This window comes from Ignavibacteria bacterium (assembly GCA_013177855.1).
Lineage (GTDB): Bacteria > Bacteroidota > Ignavibacteria > Ch128b > Ch128b > Ch128b.
Window position 1 is genome coordinate 794,444 of the sequence record JABLYA010000001.1, and the last position, 20,374, is coordinate 814,817.

Sequence of the window (20,374 nt, forward strand, 5' to 3'; positions counted from 1 at the left end):
AAAAAGTTGAATGGAACTTTTGAGTTTTCAAATCTCAAAGCCCCATTTTTATTAATTTTTGCTCTATTACTTAGCAGATTAAAACAAAGTTTCATAAGCTCTCAATAAAACTTGATTTAAGAATATTTCGCTCAATGTTAGAAAAGTTTTCTATCACAATTACTAAATTTGCACGTGTTTAAAAAAGAGCTAAAAAAATATCTTTTAGAATTATCAGCCAGGTATTTTTCATCAGGCAAAGAAAAGTTAATCGCTCAAAACATAGATAAATTGCTTGATTCAATCTTTGTTTCCCAAAGAGTTATCAATAATCTTAAAAGAATTTCTGAGAGCGATTATTATAAGTCTGTTTATGCTGAAAAAGTTGAATCCTTTCTGATCTATCTTGAGGTCATTCTAAAAATCTCGGCTTATTCAAATTACTTAACCGATATCGTTGTTCGTAATCCTGAATTCCTAACAAGATTTCTATCATCAGATGAACTACAGAGAAATTTTTCCTCAGAAGATTACAGCGATGAGCTAAAATCACAGCTTCAGATTTTCAAATCTTTCGAAAAGAAAATTGATGCAATCAGGCGATTTAAAAGAATGCATATTCTAAGAATTGGATTGAGAGATATATTGAGACTTTGTGATATAGAACAATCGATGCTTGAATATTCTGAATTAACAAGAACAATTTTGGAAAATGTTTTTGAATTAGTCCTTTATCAACAAAAACAAAAAACGAATTTAGTATCGATACCCGAATATACACTGATTGCTCTTGGAAAATTTGGCGGTAATGAACTTAATTATAGTTCAGATGTCGATTTGATTTGCGTTTACGACAATCCAGAAGAAAAATTTAATTCAGAAGTGCTCGAATTTTATGATAAAGTTATTAAGGATTTCATTCAAGTTTGCAGTGAATTGAAAGATGGAAGCTCGCTTTACCGAATCGATTTTAGATTAAGACCTGATGGGAAATATTCACCTCTTGCTCGTTCGCTCGCTTACTATCAGATTTATTATGAAACTTATGGTCGAGACTGGGAAAGGCAAATGCTCTTAAAAATGAATTATTGCGCTGGGAGTAAAAAACTTTTTGATAAATTTTATTCAATGCTCCAAAACTTTGTTTCTCCCCGAACACTATTTGAGCCACCCCAATCTTTCGTTAAAAAATTCAGAGAAATTCAAAAAGAAAAATTCGATCAGGAAAGTTTATCAAAAAATTTAAAACATTTTGAAGGCGGAATTCGAGATGTAGAATTTTCAATTCAGGTAATTCAATTACTTCGAGGCGGGAAATTAGTTGAATTACGAACGCCGAATACAATTGAAGCAATTCAAATGCTCCAGAAAAATAAACTAATTCAGCCAAAACAAGCCAGAGAGTTGATTGATGCTTACAAGTTTTTAAGAAGAATTGAAAATTTTATTCAATTGATGGATGATCGTCAAACTCACTCAATTCCAGATGATGAAGACAAATTGCAAAACTTAATCAAATTTCTTGGTTTCAAATCCATAAGTGAGTTTAATAAAAAGCTTGATCAAACAAGGAAACTTGTTAGAGAACACCACGATCAGGTATTTGAATTTTATGGTGACGAAGAAGATACTATTAAAATCAAATCCAGCATAAAAACTTCGAACTTTATTGATTTTCAAAACAAATTATTTATGGTTAAAAATTTAATTCTTAACAATATCACCTTTAGAATGTTGCAAGTGAGTGATGATGCAATAAAAAGTTTTGAAAACACATTGGCTAAACATATTGAAAAATCACAAGACCCCGACCAGTTTATTTTAAATCTGCTGAAATTCTTAATGCAGGTAAAAACTTCGAGTCACATAAGCGAGCTTCTAAATAACAAACCACTCGCAAAATTGCTTTTTGAAATTTTAGAAAATTCAGAGCCTCTTACTAATAAATTAATTTCCAATCCTCTGATTTTTGATTTCTTTTTTTCTGGTAGAGCCTTCGATAAAATAATTGTAGATGAATATTTTAATTCTTTCGATGAAAATGAAGTTGAGCGTTTTCTTTTTTCATTGATGATTAATTATTTCAATCAAACGATTTCGCCTGATGAAATTGGAGAATTACTTTCTAAATTTATTGATGAGCTAATTGTAAATATTGTGTCTCGAAATTTGAAGTCACTCAAATTGAAAGAAGATGATTTTCTTATCGTTGGTCTTGGAAGTTATGGTACAAAGGAAATGCATTTTAAATCAGACATTGACCTTCTTTTCGTTTTTGACCCCAAAATTAAAATTGATAAATCCGAGAATTTTTCACGAAAAATTTTAGCTGCCATTCGAGATAAATTCAAACTTTACGATTTCTTCAATGCCGATTCGAGACTGAGACCCGAAGGCTCAGTTTCTAAGTTAAGCTGGACAATAGATGAACTCGAAAAGTACATAAGTGATAGAATGAGAATCTGGGAATTTCAATCTTACACCAAGATGAGAATGATTACCGGCAATCAAATGCTTTTCAAGAAATTAAAAGATGTTTTAATGAAAAAGATTTCAATGCTGGATAAAGATTTTGTTGCACTGGAAATTAAACGAAATAAAGATCTTATAAAAAAAGATAAAATCCAGATTGAACCAGATGAAATTGATTTAAAGAACTCATCCGGCGGATTAATGGACATTCAATTTTTCATACAATATCTGATACTTAAAAATCCAACCAAGTTTTTTATGAATGGCAGAAGCAACAATGAATTGCTTGTTCTTGCAAGCAAAAATTTAAAGGAGTTTAGCTCCAGCTTAAAGATTCTTCAAAAACACTATTTGTTAATCCGGAAATTGATTCTATATCAACAAGTTTTGAGTGGAAAAAGAAGTTTTATTCTAAGTAAAAAAGTTAACTTGAAAATTTTAGACAAAATCTTTCGCATTAAAAAATCACACAATATATTTGATTACTTTCATAATTTGATGAAACAAAACACTGAAATCTTGAAACAAATTAGTCCGGAGATTTTCTGATGAATAAAAATTTATTGTATTCGATTTCGATCATTTTCGTTTTCGTTGTTTATTTAATAACGCTTGCCCCAGGAATTGTTCAAATTGACTCGGGTGAACTTGCGGCAGTTGCCTCAACTCTTGGAATTGCTCATCCGACAGGGTATCCTCTATTTACAATTATTGGTTATTTATTCACAAAGCTTGTTTTCTTTACATCAAAAATTTTTGCATTAAACTTATTATCAGCTATTTACACTTTAGTCGGATTTTACTTTATCATAAAGATCAATCAAATTGTTTTAAATCAGTTAAAAACAAAAACTTCGGGCGGGAAAAAATCGAAAAAGAAATTAAGCACTTCTGTTGAATTTTCTAAAGATCAAATTTTAGTTATCGCTGTTACCGGCTCTTTAACAATTGCATTCAGCAAAACATTCTGGCTTCAATCTACTTCTGTGGAAGTTTACTCACTTCACATCCTTTTGATTAGTTCTTCAATCTATCTTTTTCTGAAGGCATTTTTCAACGAGAATGATTCCAAATCAAAGGAAGTCAAAACAGTTACAATTGACTGGTTAAAATTTGCTTTTGTTTTTGGTCTTTCGTTTACAAATCATATGACCAGCATTTTATTAATACCTGGATTTACCTATCTCTATTTTTCAAAATTTGGTTTTAATAAGTCTGCATTCAAAAATATTCTTATTATGTTAATCCCTTTTCTTTTTGCATTATCAATCTATATTTATCTTCCTCTTTCTGCTGCTAAAAATCCAGCGATAAACTGGGGAAATCCTGTCACATGGGAAAATTTTAAAAGACACATAATGGGCTGGCAATATCAAAGCTGGATTTTTTCATCAACTGAATCTGCTTCAAAACAATTCAAATACTTTACCCAGATTTTTCCAATTGAATTCGCTTATATCGGATTGATTTTAATTCTACTTGGATTAATAGAACTTTCAAGATCAAATAAGAAAGTTTTGACTTTTTATCTCGTTTTGTTTTTCACCTGTCTGCTTTACTCTATTAACTACGACATCAATGATATCGATTCTTACTTTTTACTTTCTTTTATTTCAGCTGGATTAATTGCCACTGCTGGTTACTTTTACATTGCTAATATTTTTCTTAAAGAAGGGAAAAATAAAATTTATGCTTTTCTAATCATTCCGCTTGTGATTCTCGCCATTAACTTTGAAAAGGTAAATCAGAATGACAATACACAATTTCAGGAGTATTCAGTTTCAGTTTTAGAATCAGCCGACAAAAATTCTATAATTATTTCATATCTATGGGATTTTCTGATTTCACCTTCTTATTACTTACAATTTGTTGAGAACAAACGGAAAGATGTTTCAATAATTGATAAAGAACTTGTGAGAAGGAGCTGGTATTTCAATCAATTAAAAACTAATAATTATTTGATTTATGAAAGATCAAAGGAATTAATCGAAGGATTTTTGCCTGAACTCGCAAAATTTGAGCGAAACGAAAATTACAATTCACAAATTCTTGAAAAATATTACAGAGAAATTATACAAAGTTTTATAATTAGAAATATTAACGATCGCAGTGTTTACTTAACACCTGAGATGGTTTCAGTAGAGTTAAAAAATGGCTGGCTTGTTTTACCAGATTCGTTAAGAGTAATTCCAGATTTGTTTCTCTTTAAAGTCGTGAAAGATACTGTTTACCATCCTCTTAATCTTAAAGATTACTCTATCAACTTCAAAGAAGATAAAAGTTATTATACAGAGACATTAAAGAATTTAATTGTTACTGCTCACATTAATCGAGCATTCTATGAAATACAGTTTGGAAAGAAGGAAGAAGCGAAGAAGTTGATCGAAAAAGTTTTGAAGATAAATCCTCAGATACAATTACCAGAACAATTGCTCTCTATTCTAAACGAATGAAATTATAGGGAGCTTAATTTAAATTTTTGATTATTAAAATAAACTTGAAGAAAAAAACTTTGATTTTTTTTACTGTCAGATCACTTCAAATATTTTAATAAATCATTTATTTCTTCTTTAGTTAGCTCGTCAGCTGTTTTGAAAGTTTTGAGAGTAATATCTACCTGTTGGATTAAAGATTTCTTTTCGTAACGAGGCGAGAAGACTGATCCATCTAACATATACAGACGATTCTTTTTAGTATCGAGGAAGAGATAATTAACAAAAGGTCCACCCATACTGTAATCATTCATTCTCCACAAGCCTTGAGTGAATATTGCATACTTACCATTGAAATTAATTTCAGTTTGGTTCAGATATTCTTTTGCAATTTCAACATAGGCTTTGTCATCTGTTGTTCTTAAGAATTTTTTTGTAATTCGGTTTCTTATTTCAATCACGCTGTCTTTGTTCAACCATTTCGCATCAACAGAATCGATCCAGTGAATGAAAATCCATCTTTCCATATCTGAATTGGGTGAGCGTCGCAGCCAGACAAATTTATCTTCCTTATTGTTAATTGCTTCGAGAAAATCAGCCTGAATATAAAGTTTCCAGCCATATTCTTTCAGATATTTAGCTTCCAGATCCTTCTTTTCATAGGTTGGATTGTAAAGATTTTTCATTACCCGTTCATCAGATGCTGATTGGAAGTAATACAATAAATTATCTTTATTCTTTAATGCTTTTATTCTTAACTCCTCAATAGTGTTTGAAACTAAAATTACCAAGACTTGATTTTTTGCCCATACATCTTTTTTCTTGATTACAAATTCTTCACCATTTTTAATCAAATTCAGAACAGAACTGTCTAAAATTGCTTTCACATATTTTGTGACTTCATTATCTCTATCAAGAGTTGTAACAATCAAGAGGTTCTTTCTATTTTGATATTTCTTAAAATCTGAGAAATCCTTTCGAGTAAGATAAAACAATTGCTCAGGTTGCGGTGTGATTATTTCCTTTTCAAAAATTGCTGAAAGAAAATCATAATACTCATTCCATTCAGTTGAATCAGCGAAAACAATTATCTCATCTTCTTTTCCAAATGCTGGTTTTAAATTACTTTGACAGCCAGTGTTAACAATCAAAAAAATAAATAGTGGAATTAACAAGTATAAATTTTTCATATCCTCACCCGAAATAATAAACATTTATTTGTGGTAGAAGTAATGTATAGAGTATCCACATTACTGTTCCAATTGTTATTGGTATTGATAAATTATCATCGATCTCAAACGACATACTCTCAGCAATTGTTCCAAAAAAGGCAGAGATAATTGCAATCACATACTCAAGGAAATGATGTTCAACTTTTGGAGTGAAAAAAATTACAATTACAGCTGATATAAAAAACGCAGCTGATCCTTCGAGACTTTTCGCAAAGAATTTTCTTTTCCCAAATTTTCTTCCAATCAATGCTGATGATATATCTGAAATGATTAAAATAGAAAATGCTGTCACAAAAATTAGTTTTGGAAAAACAATAACGCAGAATAAAGCTGAAAGCAGAACATTCGTTGCACCATTCAATCTTTTCTTTTTATCGTCTTTTTCTTTTTTCCTAAGAAGAAAACCAAAAAATTTATAAAACCAGTCAGCTACCTGCGGATTATAATAACGAACTATATCGACCACAAGAAATGCAAAGGTCAATGGAATTAGAATAGTTAGAGCGAGTTGTTTTTCAATGTGATAATAAATAATTGGAATAGAGAGAGAATTCAAATGGATTAATTTTCGAATTACCTCATATTTATAATCAATTGTTGCAGCTTCGTGAAGCACAGGGTCAGTTTCCTTCGGGACTTCCACTATCCGAAGTTTTCGCAGTGTCTGTTTCACCATCGTTCTTACCTTTTCTCATTTCCATAAGCTTTTGAACATGCTCAGGAATTTCTTCGTCTTTTGTTCCATTATTATTTTTCTTAATTGGAGGCAGCTCCTCTCCACGAATTATCATATCAATCTCTTCATTATCAAGAATTTCTCTTTCGAGCAAGTTCTTAGCAAGCCGATGTAAAGTATCAATATTTTCACGCAGAATATTTTCCGCTCTTTGCATACAACTGTTAACAATATTCTGAACTTCTTCATCAATTAATTGAGCTGTTTTCTCACTAATTTCTTGATGACGAGTAATTTCTCTTCCGAGGAACAATTCTTCTTCTCTGCTGCCATAAGCGATTGGACCGAGTTTTTCGCTCATTCCCCATTCGCACACCATTTTTCTGGCTATTTGAGTAACTCGCTCAATATCATTACCTGCGCCTGTTGTTAATTCATTAAATATTAAAAGTTCAGCAGCACGTCCGCCAAGCGCATAAGTCATCATCGCAAGCAGATATGATTTAGAATAAGTATGTTTTTCATCCATTGGCAAGTATGTTGTAACTCCAAGAGCTCGGCCTCGTGGAATAATAGTTACTTTATGAACCGGATCAGCTTCAGGAATCATTTTAGCAACTAAAACATGGCCACTTTCGTGATAGGCTGTCATTTCTTTTTCTTTCTCGGAAATAATCAAACTCTTTCTTTCCATTCCCATCATTACTTTATCTTTGGCTTCTTCAAAATCTTCCATATCAACATATTTTTTATTTTTTCTGGCGGCTAAAAGTGTAGCCTCATTGACAAGATTTGCTAAATCAGCACCTGAAAGTCCTGGAGTTCCTTTTGCAATTACAGCTAAATCAACATCTGGCGCCAAAGGAATTTTTCTTGTATGAACTTTTAGAATCCCTTCTCTTCCTTTAACATCAGGTCGATCAACAACAACCTGACGATCAAATCTTCCTGGTCTTAACAAAGCTGGATCAAGAATATCAGGTCTATTGGTTGCAGCAATAATTATAATTCCATTGTTTGGTTCAAATCCATCCATTTCAATTAATAATTGATTGAGTGTTTGCTCTCTTTCGTCATGACCACCGCCAAGTCCTGCACCTCTCTGTCTTCCAACCGCATCAATTTCATCAATAAAAATTATACAAGGTGCGTATTTTTTACCTTGTTCAAATAAATCACGAACACGGCTTGCTCCAACACCAACAAACATTTCAACAAATTCGGCACCTGAGATTGAAAGGAATGGCACACCAGCTTCGCCTGCAACTGCACGAGCTAAAAGTGTTTTTCCGGTTCCGGGAGGTCCAAGCAAGAGAACTCCGCGTGGAATCCTTGCACCGAGTCTTTGAAATTTCGATGGCTCTTTCAGGAATTCAATAATTTCTTGCAATTCTTGTTTTGCTTCATCACAACCGGCAACATCTTTGAAAGTAACTTTTGGAAGGTTTTCAGTAAAAATTCTTACACGACTTTTACCGAAGTTAAAAATTCCTTTTGTTCCACCTGCACCACCCTGCATTCTTCGCATAAAGAAAATCCACAAACCAAAGATAATGACCCAGGGAAGCAGAGTTAATAAAGCATTCCACCAGACTGAATCTTTTTCTTCGAAAGTAAATTTAATGCCTTTCTCATTCCAAACTTTAATATTCTCAGGTGAACCTGCTTCGGGTAAAAACACAACGAATTTTTTTGTTCTAATTGTCCTTCCTGTTCCGACGCTTAATGACTCTTCCGTTTTAAGTTTGCCGTGAAAATAATAGTTGTTGATCTCGGACTTTTTTATCACAGCACTTTCAATTTTGCCTTCATTTAAAAGTCTTTGATATTCGTTGTATGTAATTTCGACTTCAGCCATATCGCCAGAACGAAACATTTGCATTACAATAAGTGCTGCAATAATTACACCGCCCCATCCGAAAACCATTCTTAAAATTTTTGACCAGTCGAATTCTTCGTTGTTTTTATTTGGCTTTTTATCGTCAGGATTAAATTTTATGTTTTTTTGTCCTTTGTCTTCCATAATTTCTCCAATTCAATTTTTAAGTGCGTAAATCGATCTCAAATTTCTATATTTCTGAGTATGGTCTAGACCATATCCGATTACAAATTTATTTGGAATTTTAAATCCAATATAGTCAAGTTTGATATCATATTTTGTTGCATCAGGTTTATGAAGTAATGTGACTACTTTAATGCTCGCTGGATTTTGAGATTGAAGCAGTCCCTTCATATAAACGATCGATAATCCAGTATCGACAATATCCTCTACAATAATTATATCCCGATCTTTGATATCTGCATTTAGCTCTTTAATCAATTTTACATTTCCACTTGAAATTTTGGCGTCTCCATAACTTGAAAGTTTCAGAAAGTCTACTTCACAATTAATTGAAATGTTTCTAATCAAATCAGCGAAGAAAATTACAGAACCATTTAGAACACCAATAAAAATTGGAATTTTACCTTCATAATCGCGACTAATTTCTTCACCGAGCTCGGCAACTCTTTTTTGAATTGCATTTTCATCAATTAGAATTTCAAAAGTTTCACCATTAACCTGAATTTCTTTTGCGTTAAATTTCGAAATCATAATTAATTCTCGCTTTAATTACTTTCTTTGTTTCACTTGTAACTTTGTATTTTTCAGAAAGTCTGACACCAACCAACCAGATAATTTCTGGTCCATCACAGAGGACAAGAATTTGTTTTTTGAAGATCGAAGGAACCTTTACATCAGTCAAAATATCGCTGACCTTCTTAGAATATTTCATTCCAAGAGGAATAAACTTATCACCAGGTTTCCAATTCCTTAAAATTAATTTATGTTTAATTTTATCCGCATCGAAAAATTCTACCAATGGATTGTCAGATAACTTTGCTTCTTTAACAGAGGCACTGCTAATTTTAAATTCAAAATAACTGCCATAATATTTTTGAAGCTTTGAATCAAAAGTTACAGTCACATTTACTTCTTCGAACTCGGGTTCTACTAAAATTAAAATTGAATTGCTTTCTCTTAATGCAATTATCTTTTCATTTATCTGGATTGAGGTTCCTTTATCTTGCTTTATGAGATTTATAATTTCTTTAGTTTTTTCATAACCAATTTGAATGTTGAAAACTGAATCAATTTTCTTACGAATTAAATCCATCATCAGGTAATTTTTATAATCAATATTTGATTCAATTTTGATGCGGAGGAATTTTTCAGACTTCTTTGTTAGGAATAATTTTTCAAACTTTGTTTCTTCAGTTTGTATGTACTTTTCGAGTAATCTTAAAAGGTCAGAAGTGTAAGATAAAGTTTCATACAAATTTGGATTTAGCTCGAGTAACAATGGAATGACTTTGTTTCTGATAAAATTTCGAGAATAATCTTCTTCAAAATTAGTTGTGTCGATTCTAAATGGAATATTTTCTTCTTTAAGGAAATCTAAAATCTCTTCTTTGGTCAATCCCATCAAAGGTCTAATAATATTATCTCTCTTCACCGGAATTCCTCTTAAACCCGAAACACCGCTTCCTCTTATAAAATTGAAAATCATTGTCTCAATGTTATCGTTTAATGTATGACCAGTTGCAATCTTATTTGCTTTAAATTTTTGTAAAGCTTCGTTGAAAAGTCGATACCTTTCTAATCGTGCAGTCTCTTCGATGCTTCTTTTAGTTTCCTGTGCAATCTTTTTAATATCACTTGTTTCAATCAAACATTCAATTTTATTTTTCTTGCAGAATTCTTTTACAAACTCCTCATCCTCATCTGATTGCTTGCCCCTTAGTTTATGATTTAGATGGGCAGCATAAATTTTAAGATTAAATAAGTTTCGGATGATTAAAAAAAATTGAATCAAAAATGTCGAATCGGGACCACCGCTAAATCCTACTACAATAGAATCCCCATTTTTCAAAAGCTCCTGATCCCTAACAAACTTTAATGCCTTTTGCACAATAGCTGTAGAGATTAACTTTTTCATAGTTATTCTGTCATATAATCATAAATGAGTTTGGAAATTCTGGCGATTGTTTCTATACCTTTTTCATTATTATCAAGATCTTTCGATAAAATAACCAGAACATACTTCCTGCCATCGGGCAAAAAGATAACCCCGCTGTCATGTTCAACTTTCGAAATGCTTCCAGTTTTGTGAGCTACTTTCACATTGTCTGGAAGATATCTGGGAATTTTTTCTTTGAATTTCTGATCAAGTAAAATCTTAATCATTTCTTCACAACTTCGATCGGTCAAAATTTTGTTTGTTGCAATTAATTCATACAACTTCATCAAATCTTTTGCAGTCACGGTATTGTTCAATCCAAGTTCGTAAGCCTTAATATCTTCAACACCTCTTAAGACTTTTATCCCGTGCAGATCATATTCTTCCATTGTCTTTGTCACATTAGCAGGACTTACCAGATCAATGAGCAAATTTGTTGCAAGATTACTGCTGACTGTAATCATATCGTAGACTAAATCGTAAATTCTTCGTTTCTTACCAATCAATGAATAAATCTGATCGTCACCATCAGCTTTGACATCAAGTGAAAAAACAGAGCCATCAACGATACTCTTAAATTCGTTACGAACTAATAGCGAATCATCAAGTGAAACTTTACCAAGAATAGCTTGTTTGAAAACCTCAACCATCACTGCTGTCTTCATTGTACTGGCAGCATGAAAAACTTCATCACCATTTATTAATAGTTGATTTGCATCATTGTTAATTTCTTTAAAGGCAACAGCGAAAGTACCCTTTGAAGCTTGAATTTCGCTTTCAAGTTTTTCTTTTAATCTGGAGAGTTTAGAATTTTCTTTTAAGTTTTGTCCGTTCACCGCAATTCCAATGAAGAAGAAAAAAATTATTAAAATGAAATTTCTCATGAATAAAAAAGCTCTATCTGGAAATTTCTAAAATCTCAAGTTCAATCATTCCTGCAGGAACATTAACTTTTACAATATCACCAACTTTTTTTCCTAAAAGCTGTCGACCAATTGGACTATTAATTGACATTTTACCGTTTTCAAAATCAGCTTCTTCGGGTGAAACAAGATGATATAATTGTATTTTGTTTGTCTTTAAGTTTTTGACTTTTACTTTTGTTAAAACTCTAACTTCATCAGTAGAGATTGAGTTTGCATCAATAATTTTTGCTCGCGCAAGCATACTTTCAAGTTTGGCAATTTTAAGTTCAAGTAATCCTTGTTCTTCTTTTGCTGCATCATATTCCGCATTTTCGGAAAGATCGCCATGGGCACGAGCTTCTGCTATTTTTTGAGCAATTTCTTTTCGACCGTTAATTTTTAGATCATTTAATTCTTTTTCTAATTCTAATAATCTTTCGCGGGTCATATAAATATAGTCGTTCATAATTACCTCATTAATGTTTGTCGTTAATTTTGATTGGTTATTATATAAAAAAATTAGCCACTTCCGTTTAGGGAAATGGCTAATTCTTATTACAAACTTAGTGATTGATCGGTTCTCAAGCAAATGATTTTGAAGCCCCCAGATGTACCTGAATTAAAAATGTAAATCTGAGTTACAATTATTGATATTAAAATAATGAATTAATTGAGCAAAAGGGATAAAAAAGTTTAATGATATACTTGAAATTGAAATGATGTGATTTACTCTCAACTTACAATCTGTTTTTCAAATTTTTTCGAGCAGTTAAATTTTCATATTTTTGCATTGCTTTTGAGCGGAAGTGGCGGAATTGGCAGACGCGCTAGACTTAGGATCTAGTGAGGCAACTCGTGGGGGTTCGAGTCCCCCCTTCCGCACAACAATTTGAAATCAAACCCATAACTAATCAGAGGATTAACATTGAGCAGTCAAATTCAAAATATTAACGATTCGGAACGCAAAATATCCATTGAAATGGCTAAAGAAGAAACTGAAAAATATTTCGAAGAAATTCTTAAAGAAGAATCAAAAAAAATAACAATACCCGGCTTCCGAAAAGGTAAAGCTCCGCTGTCGCTTGTTCGAAAAATGTATGGTGAAGCTTTATTCTTCGATAATCTCGATAAAATCGCGCAAAATCGCTTCTGGGACGAAATCGATACGCTCGGATTAGAAATTATTGGTGTCCCTAAAATTACAAATCTCGACCTCACTGATGACAAAGGTTTGAAATTCGATATTGAATTCGAAGTCCTACCTGAAATCGATTTATCCAACCTTGATGAAAAATTAGCTGATGCGTCAATTGAACAAAAAGAATTTGAAATTTCGGATAAATATTTAGAACAAGTCCTCAAGGAAATTCAATTTCAAAATAGAAAAGAAGAAGTTGTAGAAAGTGTTGACTCAAATGAGATAATAATTGAAGTCAGCAGAAAAGAGAAATCAGATGCACCTGAGGTATCACCTCAAAATTTTGCTATATATCTCAATTACGAGAAGATAAATCCGCAGTTCAGGGAATTATTCCTGAATAAAAAAGAAGGTGATAAAGTTGAAACAGATTTATCTCCATTTGTTGAAGATGAAAGCAAAGAGGATAAAACTCTACCAGTTTATGAATATGAAATTAAAAAAATATTAAAAGTTAACCTGCCTGAGTTGACAGATGAAACTGTTAAAGAAATTACAAAAGGTGAATTTGAAACCCTTGAAGCATTCAAAAAATATTTAATTCAGGAAGAATTAAATTACTACCACTCTCAGGAAGAAAAGTCACTCAATAAAAAAATAGAAGATCTCTTAATTGAAAAATTTAAGGTTACTCCACCTCCATCAATGGTTGAAAAATCAGTCAAAGGTTATGTTCAAGAATTGAAAAAACAAGATACATACAAAAATTTAAGTGATGAACAATTGATAGAATTGGTTAAACCCATTGCCGAAAAGAATGTAATCTGGTTTCTTCTCAAGAAAGCTGTAATGAAGCAATTTAATATTGATTTAACTGATGATGAGATTAATGAATATGCTAAGAAACTCTCAGAGAAATATCAATTACCCTTAGATCAGGTTGATAAATATTTAAGAACTCGCGGAGTAAACTTACTTGAAGAATTGTTAGAAGAAAAAATTTATAATTTCTTTAAACCCAAAATCAAAATCACAACTAATAAGGTTGTTTTATAAAAGGAGTTGAAAATGAAAAATTTAGATTTTTATAATCAGCTTGTTCCATATGTAATTGAGCAAACTGGACGCGGTGAAAGAGGAATGGATATATTTTCTCGTTTATTACGAGAAAGAATTATTATGATCGGAACACCAATCGATGATCATATTGCAAGCTTAGTAATTGCTCAATTAATCTTTTTAGAATCAGAAGATCCTGATAAAGACATCAATCTTTACATTAATTCACCTGGTGGAAGTGTGAGTGCAGGACTTGCCATTTATGATACAATGCAATATGTAAGATGTGATGTCGCTACTATTTGTATTGGAATGGCTGCAAGTATGGGAGCAGTCTTACTTGCTGGCGGGACAAAAGGTAAAAGAACGGCACTCCCAAATTCAAGAATTATGATTCACCAACCCTGGGGTGGTTTTCAAGGTACTGCGACCGACATTTCAATTCAAGCAGAAGAAATTTTAAGAATAAAGAGAAGATTAAACGAGATACTCTCATTTCATACCGGAAAAGATGTTGAACAGATTGAAAAAGATACAGATCGTGATCGTTATTTCAGCCCCGAAGAAGCCAAAGAATACGGATTGATTGATAATATTTTAGTTAGAAAAGAAAAGAGAAAATAATCTTAAAGAAATCTTAACTTATCTTTGAGATATTTGTTCAAAAGCTCGCGTGCTCTGAATAAGTGAGCTTTAACCGTCCCAATTGGTAAATTCAATATTTCAGAAATTTCTTCGTAAGAGAGCTCTTCCTTATGGCGGAGCTCTATTACTTTTTTATACTTTTCAGGGAGTGAATTTATTGCATCATTAATTATTTGTTGCCGTTGTTCCAGAATAATATTTGCATCAGCAGAATAACTTGAATCTGGAATTTCAAATTTTGGTCTGTCATCATCCTCTTCGCTATCAATATCAATTGAGAAAGTTTCAAGTTTCTTTTTTCTTAAGTAATCAATTGTATTGTTGATTGCAATTCGATATATCCAGGTTGAAAAAGCATATTCCTGACTGTAATTTCTAAGAGAGTTAAAAGCCTTTATAAATACTTCCTGTATTAAGTCTTCAATTTCATTTTTATCGCTGACCATTTTGTATATCAGATTTTGTAATGGTCCTTTATATTTTTTCATCAACCACGCAAAAGCATCCTGATCACCGCTTAGTGCTGCATTGATATGACGAATATCTTCGGCTTTGGAAATCTCATTTGCTTTTTCGCGTATCTTCATTTTCTCTAAGATTATTTTTCTTGAAATTTATTAACCTCTATCGTGAAGTAATATTTATAAAAAATGATCATTACAAAATATTGAAATGGGTTTGTAATCAAAAATAGTATAAATGTTAATAACAACCAGATTTGAAATTCAAATAATCGATTAGCAATAAAGAAAAACACTTTTCCAGTAATCAAAATTTTCACGAACTCATATACGATAAAAAATGAAAATGTTGCAAAGACAGGAATTAAAACAGTTATAAATCTCGAAAGAGCAGAAAGAAGCAGTGCTCGTAAATTCAATTTCAAAGCTTTTGATAACTTTAAATTACTTTGAATTCCCTGAAACTTGTCTATGGCTGATGTAAAAATATCGTAATAGAAATATTCATTCAGTATTATAAAAGTCAATAAAAACAAAATGAATGCGTTTCCCCCAAATATGGAAGCGATCATTAGAATAAAAAGAACAAATCTTAATGTTGAAAGAAAGATTAATGAGATTTTAAATTTCCAATCACTTAATTCAAGACCATTAAAAATTAAAATTTTAATTGATTGATAATTGGCATTAGAAATATTGCCAACCACTAATAAGAATACAATTAAAATAAGAATTTTCCCTTCAATAGAAAGAAAATAGGTTAGATTAAATTCACCATAAAGACTGATATACAAAAAATAAACAAGTCCGATTGAGATAAATTGTGGGACTAATATTCTTTTCAAAATAAGTCTGAAGTTCTTTAAATAGGTTAAAAATGAATAAGCTAAAAAGTCAGTAAAACTTTTTAAGTAAAGATTAGTCATCAAAAAATTTGTTTCTCTTACCATTTGATTTCTTTCAATTCTTCTGATGCAATTTCAAAAATCTTCATTCTTTGATTTTTAAAATCAAGAGGAATGGTATCAGTTATCACATCATTATTTTTTACAAACATTGTATCAAGTCTTGGATTAATATAGACGAACTTAGAATTTTTGTTAGACTGTTTTTGTATAAATTTTTCAAATCTTACAGGGCTGATGATAAAGTTAACTTCTCCTAATCTGATTAATTCAGTAAATGAGTTTGGAATATAATTATAGTGAAATGAACTCATATTTTTATTCATTTCATTTTGACCGATATCACCAAATAACCAAATTTTTTCATCAAGTCTTTTTATCTGTGATTTATTCAACTTACTCATTAAGTTATTACTTAAAAAAATTGCAGGGGACGAAAAACTCGCAAGTTGAATTTTATCAAAATTATAATTCTCCAATATTTGATTTAGTTTATTTAGATCTTTCCTAATATGAAGCAGCGAATCACTTCGTTCAAATAATTTTAAGAAAATCTTATTATCAAAATGCGCAACAATTCCATTTGAATTACTCATCTGAAGAAGCAGTAAATAATTCTTATTTCCATCAACCAAATTATCATCAACTAAATCATAATGATAGACATAATTAAAAACTATCAATGCAATTGAAATAAATTTAAATGCAAGGCTAAACCTTGATTTAATTAATAACAATGCGGAAAAAACAACTCCATAATAGAAAATGGAATTTAATAAAGAAAAATTTCTAATAGTGGTGTAAGCAAAGGGCAAAGTCCCAAAAAAGTTTACAACGCTGAAATTTAAATTTATAATACTTTCAAGTGCGATCTTATAAATTGGAAATAATGATGGAACTAGGTTAAGAATCACAAGATTCAAAATTATTCCACCAAGAATGATCCCTGTGAGTGGAATTACAATCAAATTTGCAATTAATGAAACAACAGAGAATTTTTGGTAATAACTTGCAACAAAAGGAAATGTACCAATTGATACAGCAATTGAAATCAAAATCAAATCAATCAAATATTTTTTGAAACCTGATAACTGGAATTTCTTTAAATAGTCATTAAAAACCGGATAAATTAATGCAATTGATAAAACTGCAGAAAATGATAGTTGAAAACTTGGATTCAAAATATCAAGTGGATTCATAATTAGAATAATCAAACCAGCAATTGATATTGAGTTCAATAAAAAAGTTTTTCGCTCAGTTAACAGGTTTAATAATACAATAACGCTCATCAAACTTGCTCTAATAACAGATGGAGATAAATTTGCTATATGAGCAAAAATGAAAAGTCCAATTGAAACCAGAATTATTTTTATCGTTAATTTCATCCTTCCAAACAAAGCCAAGAGTATTAAGACAATGTAACCCGTGTGCAATCCAGAAACTGCCAGAACATGAATAACTCCAGAATTAATAAAATCACTTTTAATATTTTCTGGAATGTCGCTCCTTTCGGCGATAAATAATCCTTTAATATAAGCTGCCTCAAGTTGACCAAAATTTTGTTCGATCTGAAATTTAATCTTTTGACGAAGTTTGCTTAGATACCTTTGATAATTAAGTATTGATTTGTTTGCTTCAATCAGATTTAGTTCATCAAAATTATTTGAACTAAGAATGTAGCTGATATTTTTGGACTTGAGATAAACTCTCAGATTAAAATCACCAGGATATAATGGCTCAGATGGTTTAGATAACGTTCCACTTATTCTGATTACATTCCCAATCGAAATTATCGCATCAAAATAATTCAAAGAAAATGAACTTTCTCTCAAGTCTAAATTTACAAGGAGTTTTTGTTTTACTGGAAATGAAACTTTTCGATAAACAACTGAATCAGAGTTGAACTCAAAAGAAATTTTATCTTTATCAAAGTATTCAATATTTGAAACTCTTCCATAGAGCAAAACTTTTCTTTTTTGCAACACATCAAGAATTTTCATTTCGTTTTGATTGCTGAAAAAGCTCAGTGAAATTATAAAAGCACCAAAAGTAATTACTGTCAGAATTGAGAATAAATTTCTCAATGATTGATTTTGTTTTTGAAAAATTAGAACCAGGGAAATGCATAGAATTAAAATAGTCAAAAGGATATATAAAGGAATCTTTGCAACATACCCGAATAAAAAACCAATCAGAAAGAGAGACAAAAATTTTATGATTGGATAATCACTAACTCTCAATGTAGCTGATGATATTCTTTTTTAGTTGATAAAGATAGTTAACCTTTTGATAAAATATTTTATGAGCAGCACCGACAAAAACCCCAATGGCTGGATTTCTTGTATGACCTTTAACTGACAAATCTTCAATATTTCCATGATCAGAGATTACAATCAATAAATCTTTCTTCAAATTCATATTCGAAATAACTCCTTGAAGAAAACCATCAAGTTTCACTAAAACATCTTGAGCATAATTAAAATCCTGACTATGTCCAGCGTAATCAGTTAAAAAATATTCAAATAAATTAAAATGATAATCCTGACTTATTTCATAAAATTTTTTACCAGCCTTTTGTGGACTTACGACCGGTAAATCGTAACCAAGTTTTGAATTCCATACTTCATTTGTGATTTCGGCTGTGATTGCTTTACCGTCAAGCAACGTTTGCAGGTCATTTAATTTTTTACCAGCTGCTAGATAAGAAAAAGTAGTTACGCTTAAAGTTCTTTTCCCATCTCTCAAGTAATCAAAAAATCTTTGAGGATAAGCATTTGAAAAATAAGTTTTGAATTTTCGATTTTCCAATTCAGTAAAAATATTTTTTTTATGAACCAGTGGCTTGAGTGTTGAATAGATATAAGGACCAAAATGTCTACCAATAAATTTTGACGCATTAAATCCACAGAATATTGCCGTTTGTCCGGTGCCGCTTTGTGGTAAACCTTCAACTCCCATTGTTGCATTTATAGGTCGAATGCTAAAATATTTTTTTTCTATTCTACAATTTCTAAGAGTTGGGACCTGTCCAAAAAAATCATTGAAAAATTGCATTCTAAATCGAACAAGCGGATTAATCTGAGGATTATTTTTACCGATGCCTAGCCCATCTACAAAAATCATCATTACACGTTTTGTCATTTTTCAGACAAAGTTTTGTTGTAATCAGTGTGAACAATAATTGTAACTGGACCTTCGTTGATTATTTCAACTGTCATCATTGCACCAAAAATACCTGTCTTAATTCGATCTTCTCCGAGAATATTTTTGCACTCTTTAACAAACATTTCATAAAGTTCATTTCCCTTCTCTGAATTGGCTGAATCGGTAAAACTTGGTCTATTACCTCTTTTGCAATCACCATAAAGTGTAAATTGAGAAATGATAAGTAATTCACCATTAATATCATTAATAGAAAGATTCAATTTTTCATTTTCATCGTTGAAGATTCTCAGGTTACAAATTTTTTCTGCCAATTTTTTTGCATCAGCTTCAGTATCATCTTTGTGAACACCAAGAAGCACAACCAATCCTGCACCTATTTCTCGATAATAATCTTCCCCAATCTTCACACTTCCTCGACTAACTCGTTGAACGACTGCTCTCATTTTTCTTTAACTCCCCAAATAATTCTGTTTAGATTTGCAAAATCTTTTTTGATTGAAATAGAAGCAAAATTTTTTTCTTTCATCAAATCAAAAACTTGCTGCGATATCTCATTATCAATCTCTAAAAATACTCTTCCTTTATTCTTTAACGAACCATCACTTAACTCAAGAATTCTTCTATAAAATTTTAATTCATCGTCAACAAACAAAGCTATTCGTGGTTCATAAAGTCGAACTTCTTTTTGAATTTCATTTTGCTTTTCAATTGAAATGTATGGAGGATTTGAAACAATCACATCATAAACTTCAGAGAGTTGTTGTTTCAAAATATCAAGTTGGATAAAACTCACATTCTTTACATTTAATCTTTCTGCATTCAATTTCCCTATTTCAATTGCTTTCTCGGAGATATCAATACAATCCACTATCGAATTTGGAAAAAATTTTGCCAGAGTTATTCCAATATTCCCACTGCCCGAACATAAATCAACTATTTTTAAGCTCTCATTTTTATCAAATGAATTAATCACTTCTTCAACAAGGAGCTCGGTTTCTGGTCTGGGAATTAAAACATCTGGAGTCACTACAAATTCAAGTCCATAGAAATATGCCTTGCCGGTAATGTATTGAACAGGTTCACCTTTTGCTCTTCTCAAAAGGAAATCACGAAATTTTTGAATTTCTTCATCCTTTAGAGGTTTTTCGAAATTCGTGTATAATTCAAGTCTTTTACAATTCAGAATTTCTGAAAGCAAAAGTTCGGCATTTAATCTTGGATTCTCGATTTGGTGTTTTTCAAGATACTCTTTGGCAAGCTTTAGTGACTCAAGAACTGTAATCATATTTTAGTAACAAAATCGTTTT

Annotated in this window: 17 protein-coding genes and 1 tRNA gene; 5 read left to right on the top strand and 13 right to left on the bottom strand. The window is 31.2% G+C overall.

Going from position 1 to position 20,374, the window contains the following annotated elements; genetic code table 11:
• The first annotated feature begins 168 nt into the window (after nucleotides 1–168).
• Together HPY57_03365 and HPY57_03370 are read left to right on the top strand one after the other, a co-directional pair.
• Nucleotides 169–3,000 carry a hypothetical protein gene (locus tag HPY57_03365; protein ID NPV10809.1) on the top strand — a complete coding sequence of 944 codons (2,832 nt, stop codon included), beginning with the start codon at nucleotides 169–171 and terminating at the stop codon, nucleotides 2,998–3,000.
• Entirely contained in the window at nucleotides 3,000–4,904 is a 1,905-nt protein-coding gene (locus HPY57_03370; protein ID NPV10810.1) for a DUF2723 domain-containing protein, read from the top strand. The genes HPY57_03365 and HPY57_03370 overlap by 1 nt, the downstream gene beginning before the upstream one ends.
• Nucleotides 4,905–4,984: 80 nt before the next feature.
• Here the strand turns inward: HPY57_03370 and HPY57_03375 are convergent, their stop codons facing one another.
• From HPY57_03375 to greA, 7 genes are read right to left on the bottom strand one after another with little or no spacing between them, the layout of a single operon-like run.
• Nucleotides 4,985–6,073, bottom strand: coding sequence for a DUF4837 family protein (locus HPY57_03375; protein ID NPV10811.1), 1,089 nt, complete (start codon nucleotides 6,071–6,073; stop codon nucleotides 4,985–4,987).
• A 4-nt stretch (nucleotides 6,074–6,077) separates the two neighbouring features.
• Nucleotides 6,078–6,731, bottom strand: coding sequence for a dolichol kinase (locus HPY57_03380; GenBank protein ID NPV10812.1), 654 nt, complete (start codon nucleotides 6,729–6,731; stop codon nucleotides 6,078–6,080).
• 4 nt (nucleotides 6,732–6,735) lie between these two features.
• Nucleotides 6,736–8,814: an ATP-dependent metallopeptidase FtsH/Yme1/Tma family protein gene (locus HPY57_03385; GenBank protein NPV10813.1), complete on the bottom strand. Its 2,079-nt coding sequence runs from the start codon at nucleotides 8,812–8,814 to the stop codon at nucleotides 6,736–6,738.
• Nucleotides 8,815–8,826: 12 nt separating this feature from the next.
• Complete coding sequence (gene hpt / locus HPY57_03390; GenBank protein NPV10814.1) at nucleotides 8,827–9,384, bottom strand: hypoxanthine phosphoribosyltransferase; 558 nt, start codon at nucleotides 9,382–9,384, stop codon at nucleotides 8,827–8,829.
• On the bottom strand, nucleotides 9,368–10,768 hold the full coding sequence (gene tilS, locus HPY57_03395; protein NPV10815.1) for a tRNA lysidine(34) synthetase TilS: 1,401 nt from the start codon (nucleotides 10,766–10,768) through the stop codon (nucleotides 9,368–9,370). The genes hpt and tilS overlap by 17 nt, the downstream gene beginning before the upstream one ends.
• Before the next feature lie 2 nt (nucleotides 10,769–10,770).
• The gene (locus tag HPY57_03400; GenBank protein NPV10816.1) at nucleotides 10,771–11,673 is read right to left on the bottom strand and encodes a serine hydrolase; all 903 of its coding nucleotides are present in this window, start codon (nucleotides 11,671–11,673) and stop codon (nucleotides 10,771–10,773) included.
• Nucleotides 11,674–11,686: 13 nt separating this feature from the next.
• Nucleotides 11,687–12,160, bottom strand: a complete 474-nt coding sequence (greA, locus tag HPY57_03405) for a transcription elongation factor GreA (GenBank protein ID NPV10817.1) — start codon at nucleotides 12,158–12,160, stop codon at nucleotides 11,687–11,689.
• A 334-nt stretch (nucleotides 12,161–12,494) separates the two neighbouring features.
• On the opposite strand from greA, the gene HPY57_03410 reads away from it, so the two are divergent.
• The 3 genes from HPY57_03410 (at nucleotide 12,495) to clpP (ending at nucleotide 14,515) form a co-directional block, all read left to right on the top strand.
• Nucleotides 12,495–12,576, top strand: a tRNA-Leu gene (locus HPY57_03410).
• A gap of 43 nt (nucleotides 12,577–12,619) precedes the next feature.
• On the top strand, nucleotides 12,620–13,888 hold the full coding sequence (gene tig / locus HPY57_03415; GenBank protein ID NPV10818.1) for a trigger factor: 1,269 nt from the start codon (nucleotides 12,620–12,622) through the stop codon (nucleotides 13,886–13,888).
• Nucleotides 13,889–13,900: 12 nt separating this feature from the next.
• Nucleotides 13,901–14,515: an ATP-dependent Clp endopeptidase proteolytic subunit ClpP gene (gene clpP / locus HPY57_03420; protein ID NPV10819.1), complete on the top strand. Its 615-nt coding sequence runs from the start codon at nucleotides 13,901–13,903 to the stop codon at nucleotides 14,513–14,515.
• A gap of 2 nt (nucleotides 14,516–14,517) precedes the next feature.
• On the opposite strand, the gene HPY57_03425 is transcribed toward clpP, so the two are convergent.
• From HPY57_03425 to prmC, 6 genes are read right to left on the bottom strand one after another with little or no spacing between them, the layout of a single operon-like run.
• Nucleotides 14,518–15,123, bottom strand: coding sequence for a sigma-70 family RNA polymerase sigma factor (locus HPY57_03425; GenBank protein ID NPV10820.1), 606 nt, complete (start codon nucleotides 15,121–15,123; stop codon nucleotides 14,518–14,520).
• A gap of 11 nt (nucleotides 15,124–15,134) precedes the next feature.
• The gene (locus tag HPY57_03430; protein NPV10821.1) at nucleotides 15,135–15,947 is read right to left on the bottom strand and encodes a hypothetical protein; all 813 of its coding nucleotides are present in this window, start codon (nucleotides 15,945–15,947) and stop codon (nucleotides 15,135–15,137) included.
• Nucleotides 15,941–18,142: a ComEC family competence protein gene (locus tag HPY57_03435; protein ID NPV10822.1), complete on the bottom strand. Its 2,202-nt coding sequence runs from the start codon at nucleotides 18,140–18,142 to the stop codon at nucleotides 15,941–15,943. The genes HPY57_03430 and HPY57_03435 overlap by 7 nt, the downstream gene beginning before the upstream one ends.
• A complete protein-coding gene (locus HPY57_03440; protein ID NPV10823.1) occupies nucleotides 18,132–19,043 on the bottom strand; it encodes a metalloenzyme in 912 nt (303 codons plus the stop codon). Before HPY57_03440 ends, HPY57_03435 begins: the two co-directional genes overlap by 11 nt.
• Entirely contained in the window at nucleotides 19,040–19,510 is a 471-nt protein-coding gene (locus HPY57_03445) for a D-tyrosyl-tRNA(Tyr) deacylase (GenBank protein NPV10824.1), read from the bottom strand. The genes HPY57_03440 and HPY57_03445 overlap by 4 nt, the downstream gene beginning before the upstream one ends.
• Nucleotides 19,507–20,352 (bottom strand): peptide chain release factor N(5)-glutamine methyltransferase, encoded by an 846-nt coding sequence (prmC, locus tag HPY57_03450; GenBank protein ID NPV10825.1) that lies wholly within the window; start codon nucleotides 20,350–20,352, stop codon nucleotides 19,507–19,509. The genes HPY57_03445 and prmC overlap by 4 nt, the downstream gene beginning before the upstream one ends.
• Nucleotides 20,353–20,374 lie beyond the last annotated feature (22 nt).